Here is a 17,501-nt window from a genome sequence, read left to right as displayed (position 1 = left end):
TTTTTATGAGAAAAGGTATAATTGCAGGTAATTGGAAAATGAATAAAACTGTAGGTGAAGCTGTAAGTTTAATCCAGGAAATAAAGCCTTTAGTTAAAAATGCACAATGTGAAGTTGTAGTTTGTCCTACATTTTTATGCTTAGATGCAGTAATAAAAGCAGCTAAGGGATCAAATATAAAAGTAGGAGCTCAAAACATGCATTTCGAGGAAAATGGTGCTTTTACAGGTGAAGTTTCACCAGGAATGTTAAAAGATATGGGCGTTGATTATGTTATAATTGGCCATAGTGAGAGAAGACAGTATTTCAATGAAACAGACGAAAGTGTAAATAAAAAACTTAAAGCTGCTTATAATCATAGCATTTCACCTATACTTTGCATGGGAGAAACTCTTGCACAAAGAGAATCAAATATTACAGAAAAAGTATTAGATAATCAAATAAAGTTAGATTTAGCAGGACTTACAAGAGAGCAAGTGGAAAAATTGGTTATAGCTTATGAACCAATATGGGCTATTGGCACAGGAAAAACTGCAACTGCAGATGAGGCTAATGAAACAATTGGATTTATAAGAAAGACTGTTTCTGCTATGTTTGGATCTGATGTTTCGGATAAACTTAGAATCCAATATGGCGGTTCAGTTAAACCATCAACTATAAGTGAGCAAATGGGCAAATCAGATATAGATGGTGGATTAATTGGAGGAGCTAGTCTTAAAGCAGAAGATTTTGCAGGAATAGTAAACTATTAAAATATAAATAAACAGATATATATTAGAAACAAAGCGGGTGGGAGGAACAAAAATGCCAAAGAAACCAGTAATGCTAATGATTTTAGATGGATTTGGATTATCAGATCACTTAGATGGAAATGCAGTATACTCTGCAAATAAACCAAACTATGACGCAATATTAAAGAAATATCCAAGTACAAAATTGAAGGCAAGTGGCCTAGAAGTAGGACTACCAGAGGGTCAGATGGGAAACTCAGAAGTTGGTCATCTAAATATAGGTTCTGGTAGAATTATATACCAAGAACTTACAAGGATAACAAAAGAAATTAAGGAAGGAGACTTCTTTAAAAATCCTGCTTTTAATAGTGCTATAGATAAAGCTATTAAAGCAAATTCTTCAATACATCTTTTAGGATTGTTGTCTGATGGTGGAGTTCACTCTCATATTAATCATTTAAAGGCATTATTAAAGCTTGCTATGGATAAAGGTGCTAAAAAGGTTTATGTGCATGCTTTCCTAGATGGCAGGGATGTACAACCAGGTTCAGCGCTGGAATACATAGCAGAACTCGAAGAATATATGAATGAAATAGGTGTGGGGAAAATTGCTACTGTAAGTGGTAGATATTATGCTATGGATAGAGATCAGAGATGGGAAAGAGTTAAGCTTGCATATGATGCTATGGTTTTGTCTAAAGGTGAAGAGAGTACATCAGCGGCAGAAGCAGTTAAACGTGCTTTTCATGATAATAAGACAGATGAGTTTGTTCTTCCAACGGTTATCATGGAGAATAATAAACCAGTATCCGCTATAAGTAATAATGATAGTGTTATATTCTTTAATTTTAGACCAGACAGAGCTCGCGAAATTACTAGGGCAATAAATGATAAAGTATTCCTTGGATTTGAAAGAGAAACACTAAATTTAAACTATGTATGTACTACTCAATATGATATGTCCCTAGAAAACGTTGATGTGGCATATACACCAGAAAGTTTCACCAATACACTAGGAGAATATGTTAGTAAAATGGGCAAAAGACAGCTCCGAATAGCTGAAACTGAAAAATATGCTCATGTTACATTCTTCTTCAATGGAGGAGTTGAGGCTCCAAATGCCAATGAAGATAGAGCGCTTATTCCATCACCTAAGGTAGCTACTTATGATTTAAAGCCAGAAATGAGTGCCTATGAGGTTACCGAGGAATTATTAAAAAGATTGGATTCGGGCCTTTATGACATGATTATACTTAATTTTGCTAATCCAGATATGGTAGGTCATACAGGAGATTTTGAAGCTGCTAAAAAAGCAATAGAAGCAGTGGATATATGTCTTGGTAAAATTGTTAAAAATGTTCTAGAGAAAGATGGTAGTATATTTATAACTGCAGACCATGGAAATTCTGAGCAAATGATTGACTTTTCCTCAGGAAAGCCTATGACAGCACATACTACGAATTTAGTTCCATTTACTTATATTTCAAACCATAGTAAAGAACTAAAGGATAGTGGCATCTTAGCAGATATGGCACCTACAATGCTTTCAGTTATGGGTCTGCCTGTACCGGTGGAAATGACAGGAAAATCATTAATCATAGATTAACATTAAAAAATAAATAAGATTATTATATTATCTAAGTTAAACAAATAGTTTCAAAGACTAGTGGAGTATTCTATTAACTTAGAAAATAATAACATAAAAAAAATTGGAGGTAATAATATATGAAGAACTATATTGAAATTATTGATGTTTACGCAAGACAAATTTTAGATTCAAGAGCATTTCCAACTGTTGAGGTTGAAGTAACTCTGGAAGATGGAACAGTAGCAAGAGCAGCAGTTCCATCAGGAGCTTCCACTGGTATGTTTGAAGCCGTAGAACTCAGAGATGGAGACAAAGATATATATAACGGAAAAGGCGTTTTAAAAGCTATTGATAATGTAAATAATTTAATAGCTGAAGAGTTAATTGGAATGAATGTATATGATCAAATAGCTATAGATAAAGCAATGATAGCTCTTGATGGAACAGACAATAAGAGCAAACTAGGTGCTAATGCAACTCTTGGAGTATCCCTAGCTTGCGCTAGAGCTGCAGCTGAATCACTAGGTCTTGGATTATATCAATATATTGGTGGAGTAAACGCTAAAGTTTTACCAGTTCCAATGATGAACATTATAAATGGTGGAAGCCATGCTGACAATAATGTAGACTTACAAGAGTTTATGATTATGCCAGTTGGAGCAACTTCTTTCAGCGAAGCGCTAAGAATGAGTGCAGAAGTTTACCATTCATTAAAAGCATTATTAAAATCTAAGGGCCTCGCTACTGGTGTTGGTGATGAAGGTGGATTCGCTCCAGACTTATCATCAAATGAAGAAGCTATAAAGATTATAATCGAAGCTATAGAAAAAGCAGGATATGTTCCAGGAAAAGATATATATATAGCTCTTGACCCAGCAGCTTCTGAATTCTTTGAAGATGGAACATACAACTTATCTTCAGAAGGAAGAATATTAACTCCAGAGCAAATGGCTGACTACTATGTAGAATTAGTTAACAAATATCCAATTATTTCTATAGAAGATGGAATGGCTGAAGAAGATTGGGAAGGTTGGAAGTACTTAACTGATAAAATAGGAGATAGAATTCAATTAGTTGGAGACGATTTATTTGTAACTAATACTGATAGATTAAAAATGGGAATTGAAAGAAAAACTGCAAATTCAATTCTTATAAAATTAAACCAAATAGGAACACTTACTGAAACATTAAATGCTATAGAAATGGCTGAAAGGGCAGGATTTACTGCAGTAGTTTCTCATAGATCAGGAGAAACAGAAGATACGAGCATAGCAGACCTGGTTGTAGCTGTGAATGCAGGACAAATTAAAACTGGTGCACCAGCTAGAACCGAAAGAGTTGCTAAATATAATCAGCTATTAAGAATAGAAGAAGAACTAGAAGAAATGGCTGAATATAGAGGGATAAAAGCATTCTATAACATCAAAAGATAATCAATGCTAAATAAGAGTATAGTCTTTATAGGCTATGCTCTTGCATTTTATTGCAAGCTACCTCAGAGTATGCTAAAATAATGTTGTATTCCATGAATAGGGGGGTGTTCACATGCATAGTTTTCTAACAGTTTTACAGGTTATAACATCAATTATTATAATTGTTTCAGTTATGATGCAACCTAGTAAATCAAATGGATTAAGTGGTCTTATAGCAGGAAGTTCTGAGACTTTCTTTGCAAAAAATAAAACAAAAACTGCAGAATCGGTACTAGCAAGAATCACAGCAGTCTCAGCAGTTTGCTTTATTTTAACTACGGTTATGTTAAATTTAGTTAAATAATATAATTATCTAAATCACAGTTAGGCACATTCAAATAAATATTTTGGGCTTGTAGCAGTTTATTTAAATAATTTTTAATAAACTGCATTTTTTTATTTCACAGTGAATTGTAAAATCACTTGAATGAGGCAAAATACTTGTAGGATATGTGATTTTTTTGGATTTTTTTAAATTTTAATAGTATAAATATAATATAAATGTTAAAATTGTTTAAAGTAATCAATGATTATTAGAGGTGAAGGATGATGAGTGAATATAGTTCTAAATTAGAAAGTGAAGATATGGATTTTCTTTTTGATGGTATTTTAAGCCTGCAAAATAAGGAAGAGTGCTATAGATTTTTTGAGGATATATGCACTATAAATGAAATTCAAGCATTTGAGCAAAGACTTCAGGTAGCGAAAATGTTAGCAGAAAAAAGGACCTATTTGGATATAGCTAGTACTACAGGTGCAAGTACCGCCACAATAAGTAGAATAAATAGATCATTAAACTATGGTAGTGATGGGTATAAACTTATATTAGAACGCTTGAAATTAAAAAAATAAGTATATTTATTTTGATGTGCCTTATAGATTGGTATAAAAAGAGATGGTTAACATATATTTACTCAGTATAACTAAGGTTAATCATCACTTGCGTAGCCGTGGATCATCTTCGATGCCACAATATTAACGACTTCAGAAGGAGATTTATGCTCTTGCTGAAGTTTTTTATATATTATAGTAGGAGCACTCATATATAAAAGTATCTGGCTTCCCTTATGAAATGTCGTTAAAGGAGTGAACATAAATTAGCCATCTCTATTTTTAAAATTGTTTAAGTTTACACACATTGTGATATAATTATAGGTATGTCTGTTGCAAATAAACAAATAGTATACTAACTTATTATTTGTTTAAATGCGTCTTGAGAGAAACATAAGTAATGCTAGATGTATCTAGTATTAATATAATATATATAAGGAGTGTTTTTATGGATTTAGAAAATTTATTAAACAAAGAGCAGTGTGAGGCTGCAATAACAGTGGATGGTCCGCTACTCATTTTGGCAGGTGCGGGCTCTGGAAAAACTAGAGTTTTAACTTATAGAATTGCCCATATGATTCAAGATTTAAATATATACCCTTCGCAAATTTTAGCCATAACTTTTACGAATAAAGCAGCTGGTGAAATGAAGGATAGAGTGCGTGCGCTTGTAGGTAATATAGCAGATAATATGTGGATTTCTACCTTCCACTCTAGCTGTGTTAGGATACTTCGTAGGGAAATAGATAAACTAGGATATAATAAGAACTTTACTATATACGATAGTTATGATCAGAAAAGTTTGATTAAACAGTGTATGAAAGAGCTTCAGATAAATGAAAAAGATTTAACAGATTCAGAAATTCTAAATAAAATATCAAATGCTAAAAACGAACTAATTTCTCCGGAAATATATAAAAAAGAAAATGAACATGATTTTAGGAAAAATAAAATTGCTGATATATATGTTCTTTATCAAAAAAAGCTAAAGGGTAATAATGCACTAGATTTTGATGATTTGATTTTTAAAGCAGTAGAACTACTTAAAAATAATAAGGATGTTTTAGATTTTTACCATAAAAAGTTTAGATATATTATGGTAGACGAGTATCAAGATACGAATAAGGCACAGTATATGCTTATAAAGCTTTTAGTAGATGAAAAGGAAAATATATGCGTAGTTGGAGATGATGATCAGTGCATCTATGCATGGAGGGGTGCTGATGTTACTAATATTTTAGATTTTGAAAGTGATTATCCAGGGGCAAAAGTGGTTAAGCTTGAGCAAAATTATAGATCTTATGGAAATATACTTACGGCAGCTAACGAAGTAATAAGAAATAATTCGCAGAGAAAAGACAAAGCACTAAGGACTGAAAAAGAAAGTGGAGACAAAATCAATTTGTATAGAGCATTTTCAGATAGGGATGAGGCAAATTTTGTAGCAAGTCAGATTAAGGAAATTATGAAGGAAGAAAATAAGAGCTTTAAGGATTTTGCAATTTTATATAGGATGAATTCCCAATCTCGTATTTTTGAGGAAAGTTTTAGGAAGTCTTTAATTCCATATAGAATAGTAGGAGGACTAAAGTTTTATGATAGAAAAGAAATAAAGGATATAATGGCATATTTAAAGCTTATGAATAATCCTCTTGATGATATTGCATTAAAAAGAATTATAAATGTACCTAAAAGAAATATAGGTGATGCAACTATTCAAAAGATTCAAGAGTTTGCAACTGATATAGACCAATGTATGTATAGTGCTATTTTAGATGTGGAGTTTATACCGTCGCTGACCACCAGAAATACATCATCTATAAATAAGTTTGTTAGTCTTATGAATAGTTTTATGGCTAAAAAGGATGAAATCACTGTATCTGAGTTAATTAAGTCTATTTTGAGTGATACAGGATATTTAAAGCAATTAGAAACATCTAAGGAACCAGAGGATGAGAGCAGAGTAGAAAATATAAAGGAATTAGTATCAGATGCTGTAGAATTTGAAAGAACTTCAGAAGATAAATCACTTTTAGCCTTCTTAGAAGGGGTTAGTTTAGGGTCAAGTGGAGAGAATCCTGAGAATCCTGATGAAATTGTAGATACTGTAGCAATGATGACGGTTCACAGTGCAAAAGGTTTAGAGTTTCCAGTGGTATTCATGGTTGGTATGGAAAATGGTATATTCCCAGGAATGTCTTCCTTTAACAACTTTACGGAAATGGAAGAATCAAGGCGTCTATGTTATGTTGCTATAACAAGAGCAGAAGAAAAGCTTTATATAACATCTGCAGAAAGTAGGATGGTATTTGGAAGAACTGTTGGGTACGCTCCTTCTGATTTTATAAGTGAAATCTCAGAAGGGTTAAAAGAAATTATCGGGGGAAATAAAAATAGGACTGTGCAAGTCTTAAAAAGAAATAAAATTAAGGCGCCACAAAAGTATAATCCTCATGGACTTATGAGTTCAAATGCTGAAGAGAGTAATACTAACACGCAAGAGTACCTATCAGTTACGACGCAAGGTAGTAATCTGCAACAGCAAAGTATGAAAAGTGAAGCTACCATAGGTAGAAAAGTTAAACATGGTAAATTTGGAATAGGCACCATTGTGTCGATATCAAGTTCAAATGGTGACACATTAATCTCAATAGCCTTTGATAATATGGGGATAAAAAAGTTGGTATTAGATAAGGCACCTATAGAAATGTTATAAAACATGTTTCATAAAATAACTAGTGAGTATGCTAGTTATTTTATTTGGTATACGCAGTGGTAAGGTTTAGATTTTATGGGAAAGGGTGTAGTGTATGAGTGTGGAAGATAGAATTAACGAAATAAAAAAGATAATTAAATATCACAGTGATAGATATTACAACGAAGATAATCCGGAAATATCAGATTATGAATACGATCAATTAATGCTTACGCTTAAAGCAATAGAGAAAGAGCATCCAGAACTTATCACCTCAGATTCGCCAACTCAAAGAGTAGGTGGAAACGCTAAAAGGAAAGCTGGGGTACTCGTAAAACATAATGTCCCAATGCTTAGTTTGCAAGACGTATTTACCAAAGAAGAAGTCTATGCTTATGTAAATAAAAAGATTGTAGAACTAGAGAGTCCAACTTTTGTTGTTGAGCTTAAAATTGATGGTTTGTCAATGGCACTGCGTTATGTAGAGGGCATTTTAACCGTAGCCGTGACTCGCGGTGATGGAATCATTCAAGGTGAGGATGTCACTGAAAATGCTAAAGCAATTAAGGATGTTGTACGGAAGTTAAAAGACCCTATTCCATACCTGGAAATTCGTGGTGAAGTATATATGGCAAATGAAGCCTTTGATAAGGTTAATCAGCAGCAGGAGTTATTAGATAAAAAAATATTTGCCAATCCTAGAAACTGCGCTGCAGGCACATTAAGACAGTTGGATAGTAAAATAACAAAGGAAAGAGAATTATCTCTATTTATTTTTAATATTCAAGATATCAAAGGAATTGAATTTAAGTCCCATACAGAAGGTTATGAGTGGCTAAAAAAGCAAGGCATAAAAGTTATTGAGAATTATGTGAAATGTAAAACAGCTGATGAAGTATGGAATGCTATTCAGGTTATCGGAGAGGATAGAGGGAATTTAGAATATGACATTGATGGAGTTGTTATAAAAATCGATAATTTGGAGGAGAGAGAAAAACTTGGAAATACTTCAAAAGTTCCGAAATGGGCTATCGCCTATAAATTCCCTCCAGAAGAAAAAGAAACAAAATTAATCGATATCGAAGTATCAGTAGGAAGAACGGGAAGAATTACTCCTACAGCAATATTTGAGCCAATTCGTTTATGTGGAACATCTGTATCTAGAGCAATCCTTCACAATCAAGATTTTATAGATGATTTAGATATAAGAATTGGAGACACAATTGTTGTATACAAATCAGGAGAGATTATCCCAAAGATTAAGTCTGTAGTTAAAGAAAAACGTGCTGGCGAATTAGATAGATTTAAGATTCCTGGAATTTGTCCGGTATGCGGGGCACCCACTGTCCGTGAAAAAGATACAGCTGACATCAAATGTACAAATCCTAATTGTTTGGCGCAATTAGAAAGACACATTATTAATTTTGTTGGTAGGACTGCTATGGATATAAAAGGTTTTGGCACGGCATATGTTAAAGAACTTATTCGTTTTGGATATATTAAAGATATTGCTGATGTATATTCACTGTTTAACTATCGAGAAGAACTTATAGAGCAAGGTATAATTGGAAAAGAAAAGAATACAGATAAGTTGCTAGAGGCTATAGAAAAATCAAAGGGAAATGAAGCGCAAAAACTAATGACGGGTCTCGGAATTCCTAGCATTGGAAAAGTAGCAGCTAAAACAATAATGAATCATTATAAATCTATTGAAAATTTGCAAAATGCATCTTTGGAAGACCTACAAGAAGTTTCTGATATAGGTGAAATAAGTGCTTTAAATATACTAAGATTTTTTGAAGATGATAAAAACTGTGAAATAATTAACAGGTTAAAAGATTATGGTGTAAATATGGCTGTAGAAGACTTAAAACAGGTGGATAATCGATTTGATGGATTAACCTTTGTTGTAACTGGAACATTGACTACTATGGGGAGAAATGAAGCTACAGAAGTGATAGAGAAGCACGGAGGAAAAGTAGCAGGTTCTGTTTCGAGTAAAACCAGTTATGTGGTAGCAGGAGAGAATGCCGGAAGTAAGCGTGCAAAAGCGGAGGAACTCGGAGTTACAGTTATATCTGAAGAGGAATTAGTAAATATGTTAAAATAGATAATATGCGAAGTAATGAACATAGTTTGAAAAGCATAAGAAAAAGCATCTAGTTTATCTGGTGCTTTTGTTTTATCCTAAAAGCAATGTCAACTTATAAATAATGTAACAAAAGTAAATCTTGTGAAATGCATGGCAAAAAACTGCGATTTTATGTATAATAAATATATGCATATAATTTTACTTAGGACAAGTAGATAAGGAACAAAGAGAATATATTAACGATGTTATTAGAAATGAGCTTTTAAATTATGTACCTTTAAATCCCATATCTTTGATTTTATCAAAGGTATGGGATTTAAGTAAATCGATAAGAAATAAAAATATAATCGAAATAACCTATTAAAAAAATAAATTGATTTACAAGGGTAAAAGGGGGTGATGTAATGTGAATATTTAAATGTTTTTTTAAATAAAACAAAGATAGTGTTAACACTATCAAAAAACAAGGGGGAGTATTATTATGAATAAAAAAATGTGTAACTTAGTAATAGCAATTGCAGTGTCATCATTTACAGTACCAACACTAACAGTTAGTGCTAGGACTCTAAAAATAATAGAACATCCAAATAAGTTAGAACAAAAACTAGCAACTGATTTACAAAACCTTAAAAATATAGTGGGTAGGAAAAATCAGGAAAAGCCTAAAAGTAATGTAGAATTTAAAACAGAAATAACTTTTAAAAAGAATCAAATAAAAGGCCTAGAAATGGCTAATTATGAACTTAAAAAACAGATAGATGTAAAGCTAATTAAAGTAGGAAGTGTTGTGAAAAAAAATAAGATAGATAAAATAGAAGAACAAAAAAAATCATTAAAAGAAAGGTTTAAAATTTTGGGTAAAGGTATTGAATTAAAGTTAATAAACGAAGGAGAGAAAAACTTTGAAAAAGTTCTAGATGCCCATATAACAAAATTAAAGGACAGAAATGCAAAGTTAGTAAAATTAAATGGTGATATAGACAAAATAATTAAAGTCATATTGACACCAGCAACACCACCAGCAACACCAGCAACACCAACACCAACGCCAAAACCAATACCAGTGACGACGCCAATAGTAACACCAACAACTACAACAGTGCCAACACCAGTACCAACAAAAGATATTCCGGTGGTAAAGGAAGTAGTACCGGCTACAGAACTAGTTACATCACCAGTAGTAAAGGAAGTAGCACCAAATGCAGAACCGGCTGCAACACCAGTAGTAAAAGATACAGCAGCAATAAATTAATTTATGGGCTTAGTAAATAACCCCTAGATATTTATAATAGTTTATAAATAAAAAGACGTCAAATGGCGTCTTTTTTTATGTTAAGGTCTAATATTTATTTTTCAGTGAGATTGAAAGTATCGTAAGTTTCAATATCCTTTTTAGGTTGGGCTATATTTTCATGGGTTAAAGATAATTTAGAGGTGCTTTGTATAAGTTTCTCCATTAAATAATTTTTATATCTTAACTGGTCATATATTTTAATTAATAAAATGAAACCCCAAATTCCGATAAACATAAAAGTTAACATGGCACATATAGCAATTATTTTAATAGTTAAGATTAGCATAAAAAATTCCCCCTATATACCTTTTAATTACATAAATTATGTAAATATATATGTGTATATTATAGCATAATTAAAGTACAAAAAGCTAACACAATGATTAAGAGTTTTTTCAGTAACAGCCATAAGTTCATGACTTTAAATAGAATTTCAATCTTTTTATTACAAATATGATTACTTCATACATGAAAGGTTAATACTTTTAATAAGACCCAATTGGAGGTAATTATGAAAAGGTTATTATGCATAATATTAATTTTTATAATGATGTTAAGTAGCGGATGTGTTGAGAAGAAAGTAAAGCCTACAAATTCTAGAAAATATTTAGTTTATAACTTGGGAGAGGTGCCTTCAGATTTGTTAATGCTAAATAGTGATAATGTCAGAGAAAAAGATTTGTTGTTAGCCTTATTTGAAGGGTTGGTACGTGAAGATAAATATGGAGAATTAGTCCCTGCTATGGCAGAAAGATTTGATATTTCAGTAGATAAAATAGGGTATACCTTTAAATTAAGAAAGGACCTTCATTATAGCGATGGAAAGTCTATAAAAGCCATAGATTTTGTAAGGCTTTTTCACAATATTCTATTGGAAAAAAACAATGTATTTGCTGAGCAATTATACTGTATATTTGGAGCTAAGGATTTTAGCATGGGAAAAGTAAAATCTGACAAAGTTGCTATTTCAGCAAAGGATGATTTAACTTTAGAGATAAGACTAAATAGTCCTAATGATTATTTTCTAAATATTCTTAGTAATCCAGTTTTCACTTTAAGGGAAACTAATATGAATAAGAGAAACTGGAAAAATAGCTACGAAGACATTCAATATAGCGGTCCATTCATTATAAAAGAGATAAATGAATATGGAGAAATATATCTATTAAGGAATGAAAAGTATTGGAGGAAAAGTGAGATTGTTAGCAATGAAATGCTGTTTACAACTATAAAGGATGAGGAAAAAACATTAGCAGACTTTGAAACTACTAGGGTTAGTGATACCTCGAAGATTGATGTATTTGTTAGTCCACCAATAAGCGAAGGAAAATCTCTTAATATAAAAAAGAAAACTATAGCTGTGCCTACAAAGAGCATGTATTATCTAACTTTTAATTTAAATACTAAAGATACAGTGAAAGATAATAATTTTAGAAATGCAATTAGTGCAATAATATCTAAGGAATTTATTATACAAACTATATCAAAAGATTTGGCGGTTCCAGCAATAAATTATACCACTTCTAGCGTGGTTAATGAGGATAGTAGTAAACCGATATTTGATGTGTTCGGGAGTAAAGATAAAGGTGCAAAATATTTAAAGGAGTATTTAAAGACCCACAACTATGAAAAGAAAGCAGAATTAATTATAGTATATGAAAATAAAAACCTTGATGATAGGATAGCAAAAGAGATAGCTAAAAACATTAAAGAAAACTTAGATGAAATAGCTAAAAAGATTAAAGGATATTTAGATTTAAAAGATTATTTAGATGTAAATGTAGTTTGCAAAGGATATGCAAAAGATGAACTTAATAAAGTCACAAAGCAGGGAGACTATAATATATTATTCTCAAGAATTGATGAAGAATATGGAGATATTTATAAATTACTTTCAAGATGGACATCCAGCTCAAGCTATAACATTTATGGATACAAGGATTTAGAATATGATAAAATAATTAAAAGTGCGCTACTAGAGAAGGATAAAAAAAACAAAATAAAACTCTATAATGAAGCACAAGAAATATTAGCAAAAGATTTGCCATGTATACCTGTATACATAGTTAATACAGTTATTTGTAAGAAAGAAAATGTTAAAGATATTTATACCACTAAAGGTGGGAATTTAATATTTGATTATGCTTATAAAGAGGATGCTACTGTGACAAAGTAGAGGAAGTTGGGGGGCAACTTACTTTAAATGAATTTAATAACAATTGCGTTATTACTCGATTTAATAAGGTGGAACTTATTAAAAAATAACTATAAATAAAACACAGCCTTAAAAAGTTGCAATAAACTTAGGCTGTGTTTTTATACCTTTAATTTAACACCAATATATGTTAAATCATAAAAAGTATTACATTTTTACACTATTGTGATATAATTGGAAGTTGTAGATCATATCAAGTTGTAAGAAAATTAAAGGGGGGGAAATTAGTGGATGCATTGAAAAGTATTTTAAATGAAATAACAATAAAACTACAGAAGGGGTTCAAACATATAGTGAAAAGATTAGAGGAAATAGAGATAACCAAGTAGAAATTAGGAACTAAGCGATTTTTATTATATTATGCTATAAGGAAAAGTATATATTGCTAAAATGCATTCATGACTCTAAGTAATTCTAAAATAAATTAGAATTACTAAAGCTTATTAACGCATTCTATGCAATATATACTTTTGTTAGCATAATCTAAGAAAAACTACTGTAGCCAAACAGATTTAATATTATTGATTTCGGAAAAATATTGTTAAGAAGAATAGAAACATATTTTTACTGCTATCAAAAGATGATTTACTTTGTTTAAAGGTATCTTTTCGTTTATTATATACCACGTTTTTAATGAAGACAGACGCTAGCTCATTACTTTCAGGGGTTGCTATAGTAGACATTCTAAAATCTTCTTCTTGGAGTAAGTCTTCTGATTTTAGTGAAAAATTTCTGTAGTGCTCCGTACTATCTAAAGAAGGAGAATCAGGCCAACTTAAAACTAGGCCAGAGTCTATTATTTGATGTTTAAAAATATCTTGAAGCATATAAGAATTTTCTTCCACATTATTAAAATTAGAATAAATCATTAAGCTATACATATATAGTAAGAGTTCATCACAAGTGTAATTTATTTCTTTATCATTACTTTCCTTTAGTAAAATACCTTTATTACTTTCATATAATTTTGTGAGCTTTTCATATAGATCATCGCTAGTGGCTTTAAATTTGTGCAATGAAGTATTATTATATAAAAGTGTGCAGTTTATAAAAAGCATACAGGAATAATCCAATTTGGCATTAATAATTATAGAGGGCTTAGTATTATATTGCTCTATAAGTAAGTCTGAAAAATCTAGCAATAAATTTTCGCATTTTTCTAGACCAGAGTATTTGTAGAAAACGTTTAAGGCGAGACATATCTTGTTGAGCTCCTCAAAAGAAACATTATAAATTTCTTCTTTATATTGAATAAACATATTTAGGATATCCAGAGCAAATTTTTCATACTCGTGTTCAAGGTTATCTTTATCATAAGAAGAATATTTGTAGTAAGCAGCCATCATGAAAGCTTGATCAGAAAATTTAAATTTATTGTTTTTATTTTCAAAATTAAATTCTTGGTTCATGGGATCAGTTAAATCCACTTTATCAACAAAGAGCCCATCTTTATTTCGAAAATAAGAAGCATAAAATTCTAATTGTTCTTTGCATAGCTTAAGGTACAAAGGGCTTAAAGCATATTTGGAATTATCAATGTTCTTAAAGTTACTATAATAGTCCACAAGCTCTAAAAGTGATAAAGTCATGAAGGCATTGCTGTTAATGGTTATTTCTTTTTTTACCTTGTTTTCATTCCAAAGTAACGTGCCGTCTTGCGACTTTAATTTAGCATCTGCTTTTTTATAAATACATAAAAGTGGAGAATTTAAATTAATTGTGTTAATATCAATCTTAGAAAAAGATTTAGATTTTAAATCCCGTGCGGGAATATATATCCCACATTTAGAGTCGAAAACTATATCTTTTAATGATTCTTTTGATAAGTAAAAGAATTGATTTTTTATGTTATTTTGGCTTAATGTATTGATTCTTAAAAAAGGTCCTAGAAATTTCAAAATATCACCACCATAAATTAGTCCTTATATAGATAATATGATTACAATTGTTAAAATGTGCTAGTTTTATAAAATTAGAAAGGAAGAATTTATATGAAAATTGGAAAATTAAATTGGGATGATTTAAAACAAATAATCGACAATAATAAAAGTGTTGTTAGAGGTGACGTAAGAATTAGAAGCGGAATAGGAGAAGACTGCAGTGTCATAAATTTTGGCGAATATGAGTGCGTAGTATCCACTGACCCAATAACAGGAGCAGATAAAAATATAGGTAAATTGGCAGTTAATATAAACTGCAACGATATAGCTTCTTGTGGAGTTGAACCTGTAGGTATTTTAGTTACGATTCTTGTGCCGCCTACATCCACCCTTCAAGACATAAAAAATATTATGCGAGAAATTGATGAAGAAACAAAAAAACTTAACGTGGAAATATTAGGCGGGCATACTGAGGTTACGGCCGCTGTGAATAGAATAGTAGTTTCCTGTACAGCAATAGGTAAAGGAAAAGCATGTGGTGCAGTTGCAACTTCAGGAGCAAAGCTTGGAGATGAAATTGTTGTTACCAAACTATTATGCATGGAAGGAACTTCAATTATAGTAAATGATCACCTAGATAGGGTAAGAGATCTTTTAACTCATAAGGAAATAGAACAAGCAAAAGACTATGTGAATAGTATTAGTGTGGTTAATGAGGGTCGTATAGCTGGAGAGCTTGGTGTTAATTCAATGCATGATATAACAGAGGGTGGAGTGCTTGGAGCCTTGTGGGAGGTTGCAGAGGCTAGTAATTTAGGCTTTAAGGTATATAATAATAAAATGCCAATTAGTGATATTACAATTAAAATTTGTGAAAGACTTAATATTGATCCTTTGAAGTTTATATCCTCAGGAAGCATGTTAATAACTGCTACTTGTGGAAAAAAACTAGTAGAGGAATTAATTAGTAAAGGAATACAAGCTACAGTAATAGGAAATATAACTGAATCTAGAGGTATATTAGTAACAGATGAGATCCAAAAAGATGTTTTGCCACCTACTAGAGATGAGTTATTTAGTATATAGTTATTTACAATTAGGAAACTACGAGGAGGAAAAAAATGAAAAAATTAATAGTTGCTAGTAATAATGATCATAAAGTTATAGAGATAAAGGAAATGTTATCACAATTTCCTTTTGAAGTATTATCTTTGAAAGAAGCTAAAATTAATATTGATGTAGAGGAAACGGGAAGTACCTTTATGGACAATGCAGAGATAAAAGCCAGTGAAATTTTTAAAATAGCTGATGGTAATATGGTACTTGCAGATGACTCAGGCTTATCAGTGGAATCATTAAATGGTGAGCCAGGCGTTTTTTCAGCTAGGTTTGCAGGTGTTCATGGAGATACTAAAGCAAATAATGAAAAATTATTATATCTTTTAGATGGTGCTAAAGAGTCACAGAGAAAAGCTAAGTTCATTTGCGCAATGGTACTTATTGTTAATGAAGATAAAATAGTAAAAGTGCAAGGGGAAGTAGAAGGAATGATTACAGCTGAATTTAGAGAGGAAGAAGGCTTTGGATACGATCCACTATTTTTTGTGAAAGAATTTAATAAAACTTTTGCACAGATAAGCACTAAGGAAAAAAATTCTATTAGTCATAGGGGAAGGGCATTAGATAAATTAAAAAGTGAGCTTGAAAAATTAATATAGGGTCGAATATTAATAAAGAGGGTGATTTTAAATGCGTATAGGTGTTATAAGTGACACACATAGGAATGCTAGCTGCATAGAGCAGCTAGCAGGCAAAATAAAGGCATTAGACGTGATTATACATTTAGGTGATAATGTAGATGATATATTAATTATAGAGAAGTATTTTAAGGGAAGAATAATTAGTGTGAAAGGCAATTGTGATTTTTCTACAAGTACGCCCTATGATAGGGTAGAAGATATTTGTGGAAAAAGGATTTTCTTAACTCATGGTCATAGGTATAATGTAAAAGAAGGATTGTTAAAATTAAGATATAAGGCTCTAGAAACAGGAGCTAATATAGTTCTATATGGTCACACTCATATTGGGAAAATAGATTTTGAAGAAGGGATATGGTATATAAATCCTGGCAGCGCATCGGAGCCAAGAGATGCAGCCCCGAGCTTTGCTATTATAGATATCCAGGGGGAATCCATAGGACCTAATTTAATAAGAATTTAGTTTTTTTTGTAAATAGTTTTTTAAAACTGTACCTTCAAAACTACAGTTTTTTTAATAGCCTTTAATTACGTGTTAAAACAAAAAAAAGATGCTTTGGTAAAACTTATTTAAATATTCAAGAGAAAAACTTTGAAAAAGTATTGACGTATTAGTATATGTGGTGTACAATAATCCATGTCGTCACAAAAAAACATTAAAAACAAAAGTTTATGAGGTTAGAGTAAATTTAGCGTATTTAATAGTTTTATAAAGACTTAATGTATATCGGGGTGTAGCGCAGCTGGGAGCGCGCGTGGTTTGGGACCATGAGGTCGCAGGTTCAATCCCTGTCACCCCGACCATTAAAAAATAATACGCGGGTATAACTCAATGGTAGAGTGTTAGCCTTCCAAGCTAATTACGAGGGTTCGATTCCCTCTACCCGCTCCAATATGCTTAGGCATATAATAAATACACAAGTGTCTTTAGCTCAGTTGGATAGAG

At 31.5% G+C, this 17,501-nt stretch carries 14 protein-coding genes and 2 tRNA genes; 14 read left to right on the top strand and 2 right to left on the bottom strand.

Annotation, left to right across the window (positions count from 1 at the left end; all coding sequences use genetic code 11):
• Nucleotides 1-5: 5 nt before the first annotated feature.
• The 8 genes from tpiA (at nt 6) to Ctaglu_RS07515 (ending at nt 10,661) form a co-directional block, all read left to right on the top strand.
• Nucleotides 6-752, top strand: a complete 747-nt coding sequence (gene tpiA / locus Ctaglu_RS07550; protein ID WP_124999633.1) for a triose-phosphate isomerase — start codon at nt 6-8, stop codon at nt 750-752.
• A 52-nt stretch (nt 753-804) separates the two neighbouring features.
• Nucleotides 805-2,337: a 2,3-bisphosphoglycerate-independent phosphoglycerate mutase gene (gene gpmI, locus Ctaglu_RS07545; protein ID WP_124999631.1), complete on the top strand. Its 1,533-nt coding sequence runs from the start codon at nt 805-807 to the stop codon at nt 2,335-2,337.
• 119 nt (nt 2,338-2,456) lie between these two features.
• Nucleotides 2,457-3,752 carry a phosphopyruvate hydratase gene (gene eno / locus Ctaglu_RS07540; RefSeq protein ID WP_124999629.1) on the top strand — a complete coding sequence of 432 codons (1,296 nt, stop codon included), beginning with the start codon at nt 2,457-2,459 and terminating at the stop codon, nt 3,750-3,752.
• 112 nt (nt 3,753-3,864) lie between these two features.
• Nucleotides 3,865-4,095, top strand: a complete 231-nt coding sequence (gene secG, locus Ctaglu_RS07535) for a preprotein translocase subunit SecG (RefSeq protein ID WP_124999627.1) — start codon at nt 3,865-3,867, stop codon at nt 4,093-4,095.
• Nucleotides 4,096-4,340: 245 nt separating this feature from the next.
• Nucleotides 4,341-4,643 (top strand): YerC/YecD family TrpR-related protein, encoded by a 303-nt coding sequence (locus Ctaglu_RS07530; RefSeq protein ID WP_124999700.1) that lies wholly within the window; start codon nt 4,341-4,343, stop codon nt 4,641-4,643.
• A gap of 427 nt (nt 4,644-5,070) precedes the next feature.
• Nucleotides 5,071-7,338: a DNA helicase PcrA gene (gene pcrA, locus Ctaglu_RS07525; protein WP_124999625.1), complete on the top strand. Its 2,268-nt coding sequence runs from the start codon at nt 5,071-5,073 to the stop codon at nt 7,336-7,338.
• Between the two features lie 94 nt (nt 7,339-7,432).
• A complete protein-coding gene (ligA, locus tag Ctaglu_RS07520; RefSeq protein ID WP_124999623.1) occupies nt 7,433-9,427 on the top strand; it encodes an NAD-dependent DNA ligase LigA in 1,995 nt (664 codons plus the stop codon).
• A 463-nt stretch (nt 9,428-9,890) separates the two neighbouring features.
• Complete coding sequence (locus Ctaglu_RS07515; protein WP_124999621.1) at nt 9,891-10,661, top strand: hypothetical protein; 771 nt, start codon at nt 9,891-9,893, stop codon at nt 10,659-10,661.
• A 94-nt stretch (nt 10,662-10,755) separates the two neighbouring features.
• Here the strand turns inward: Ctaglu_RS07515 and Ctaglu_RS07510 are convergent, their stop codons facing one another.
• Nucleotides 10,756-10,989, bottom strand: a complete 234-nt coding sequence (locus Ctaglu_RS07510; protein WP_124999619.1) for a hypothetical protein — start codon at nt 10,987-10,989, stop codon at nt 10,756-10,758.
• A 225-nt stretch (nt 10,990-11,214) separates the two neighbouring features.
• Between Ctaglu_RS07510 and Ctaglu_RS07505 the strand changes: the two genes are divergently transcribed.
• Nucleotides 11,215-12,879, top strand: a complete 1,665-nt coding sequence (locus Ctaglu_RS07505) for a peptide ABC transporter substrate-binding protein (RefSeq protein WP_124999617.1) — start codon at nt 11,215-11,217, stop codon at nt 12,877-12,879.
• Nucleotides 12,880-13,436: 557 nt separating this feature from the next.
• On the opposite strand, the gene Ctaglu_RS07500 is transcribed toward Ctaglu_RS07505, so the two are convergent.
• Nucleotides 13,437-14,816 (bottom strand): hypothetical protein, encoded by a 1,380-nt coding sequence (locus Ctaglu_RS07500; protein ID WP_124999615.1) that lies wholly within the window; start codon nt 14,814-14,816, stop codon nt 13,437-13,439.
• A 93-nt stretch (nt 14,817-14,909) separates the two neighbouring features.
• On the opposite strand from Ctaglu_RS07500, the gene Ctaglu_RS07495 reads away from it, so the two are divergent.
• From Ctaglu_RS07495 to Ctaglu_RS07475, 5 genes are all read left to right on the top strand, one after another.
• Complete coding sequence (locus Ctaglu_RS07495; protein WP_124999613.1) at nt 14,910-15,884, top strand: AIR synthase family protein; 975 nt, start codon at nt 14,910-14,912, stop codon at nt 15,882-15,884.
• Nucleotides 15,885-15,919: 35 nt separating this feature from the next.
• Complete coding sequence (locus Ctaglu_RS07490; protein ID WP_124999611.1) at nt 15,920-16,516, top strand: XTP/dITP diphosphatase; 597 nt, start codon at nt 15,920-15,922, stop codon at nt 16,514-16,516.
• A 31-nt stretch (nt 16,517-16,547) separates the two neighbouring features.
• The gene (locus tag Ctaglu_RS07485) at nt 16,548-17,018 is read left to right on the top strand and encodes a metallophosphoesterase (RefSeq protein WP_124999609.1); all 471 of its coding nucleotides are present in this window, start codon (nt 16,548-16,550) and stop codon (nt 17,016-17,018) included.
• 265 nt (nt 17,019-17,283) lie between these two features.
• A tRNA-Pro gene (locus tag Ctaglu_RS07480) sits at nt 17,284-17,359 on the top strand.
• A gap of 14 nt (nt 17,360-17,373) precedes the next feature.
• Nucleotides 17,374-17,447 (top strand) — tRNA-Gly (locus Ctaglu_RS07475).
• Nucleotides 17,448-17,501 lie beyond the last annotated feature (54 nt).

It is taken from the genome of Clostridium tagluense, assembly GCF_003865095.1.
GTDB lineage: Bacteria > Bacillota > Clostridia > Clostridiales > Clostridiaceae > Clostridium_AD > Clostridium_AD tagluense.
This window is presented reverse-complemented; position numbering and strand designations above follow the sequence as displayed.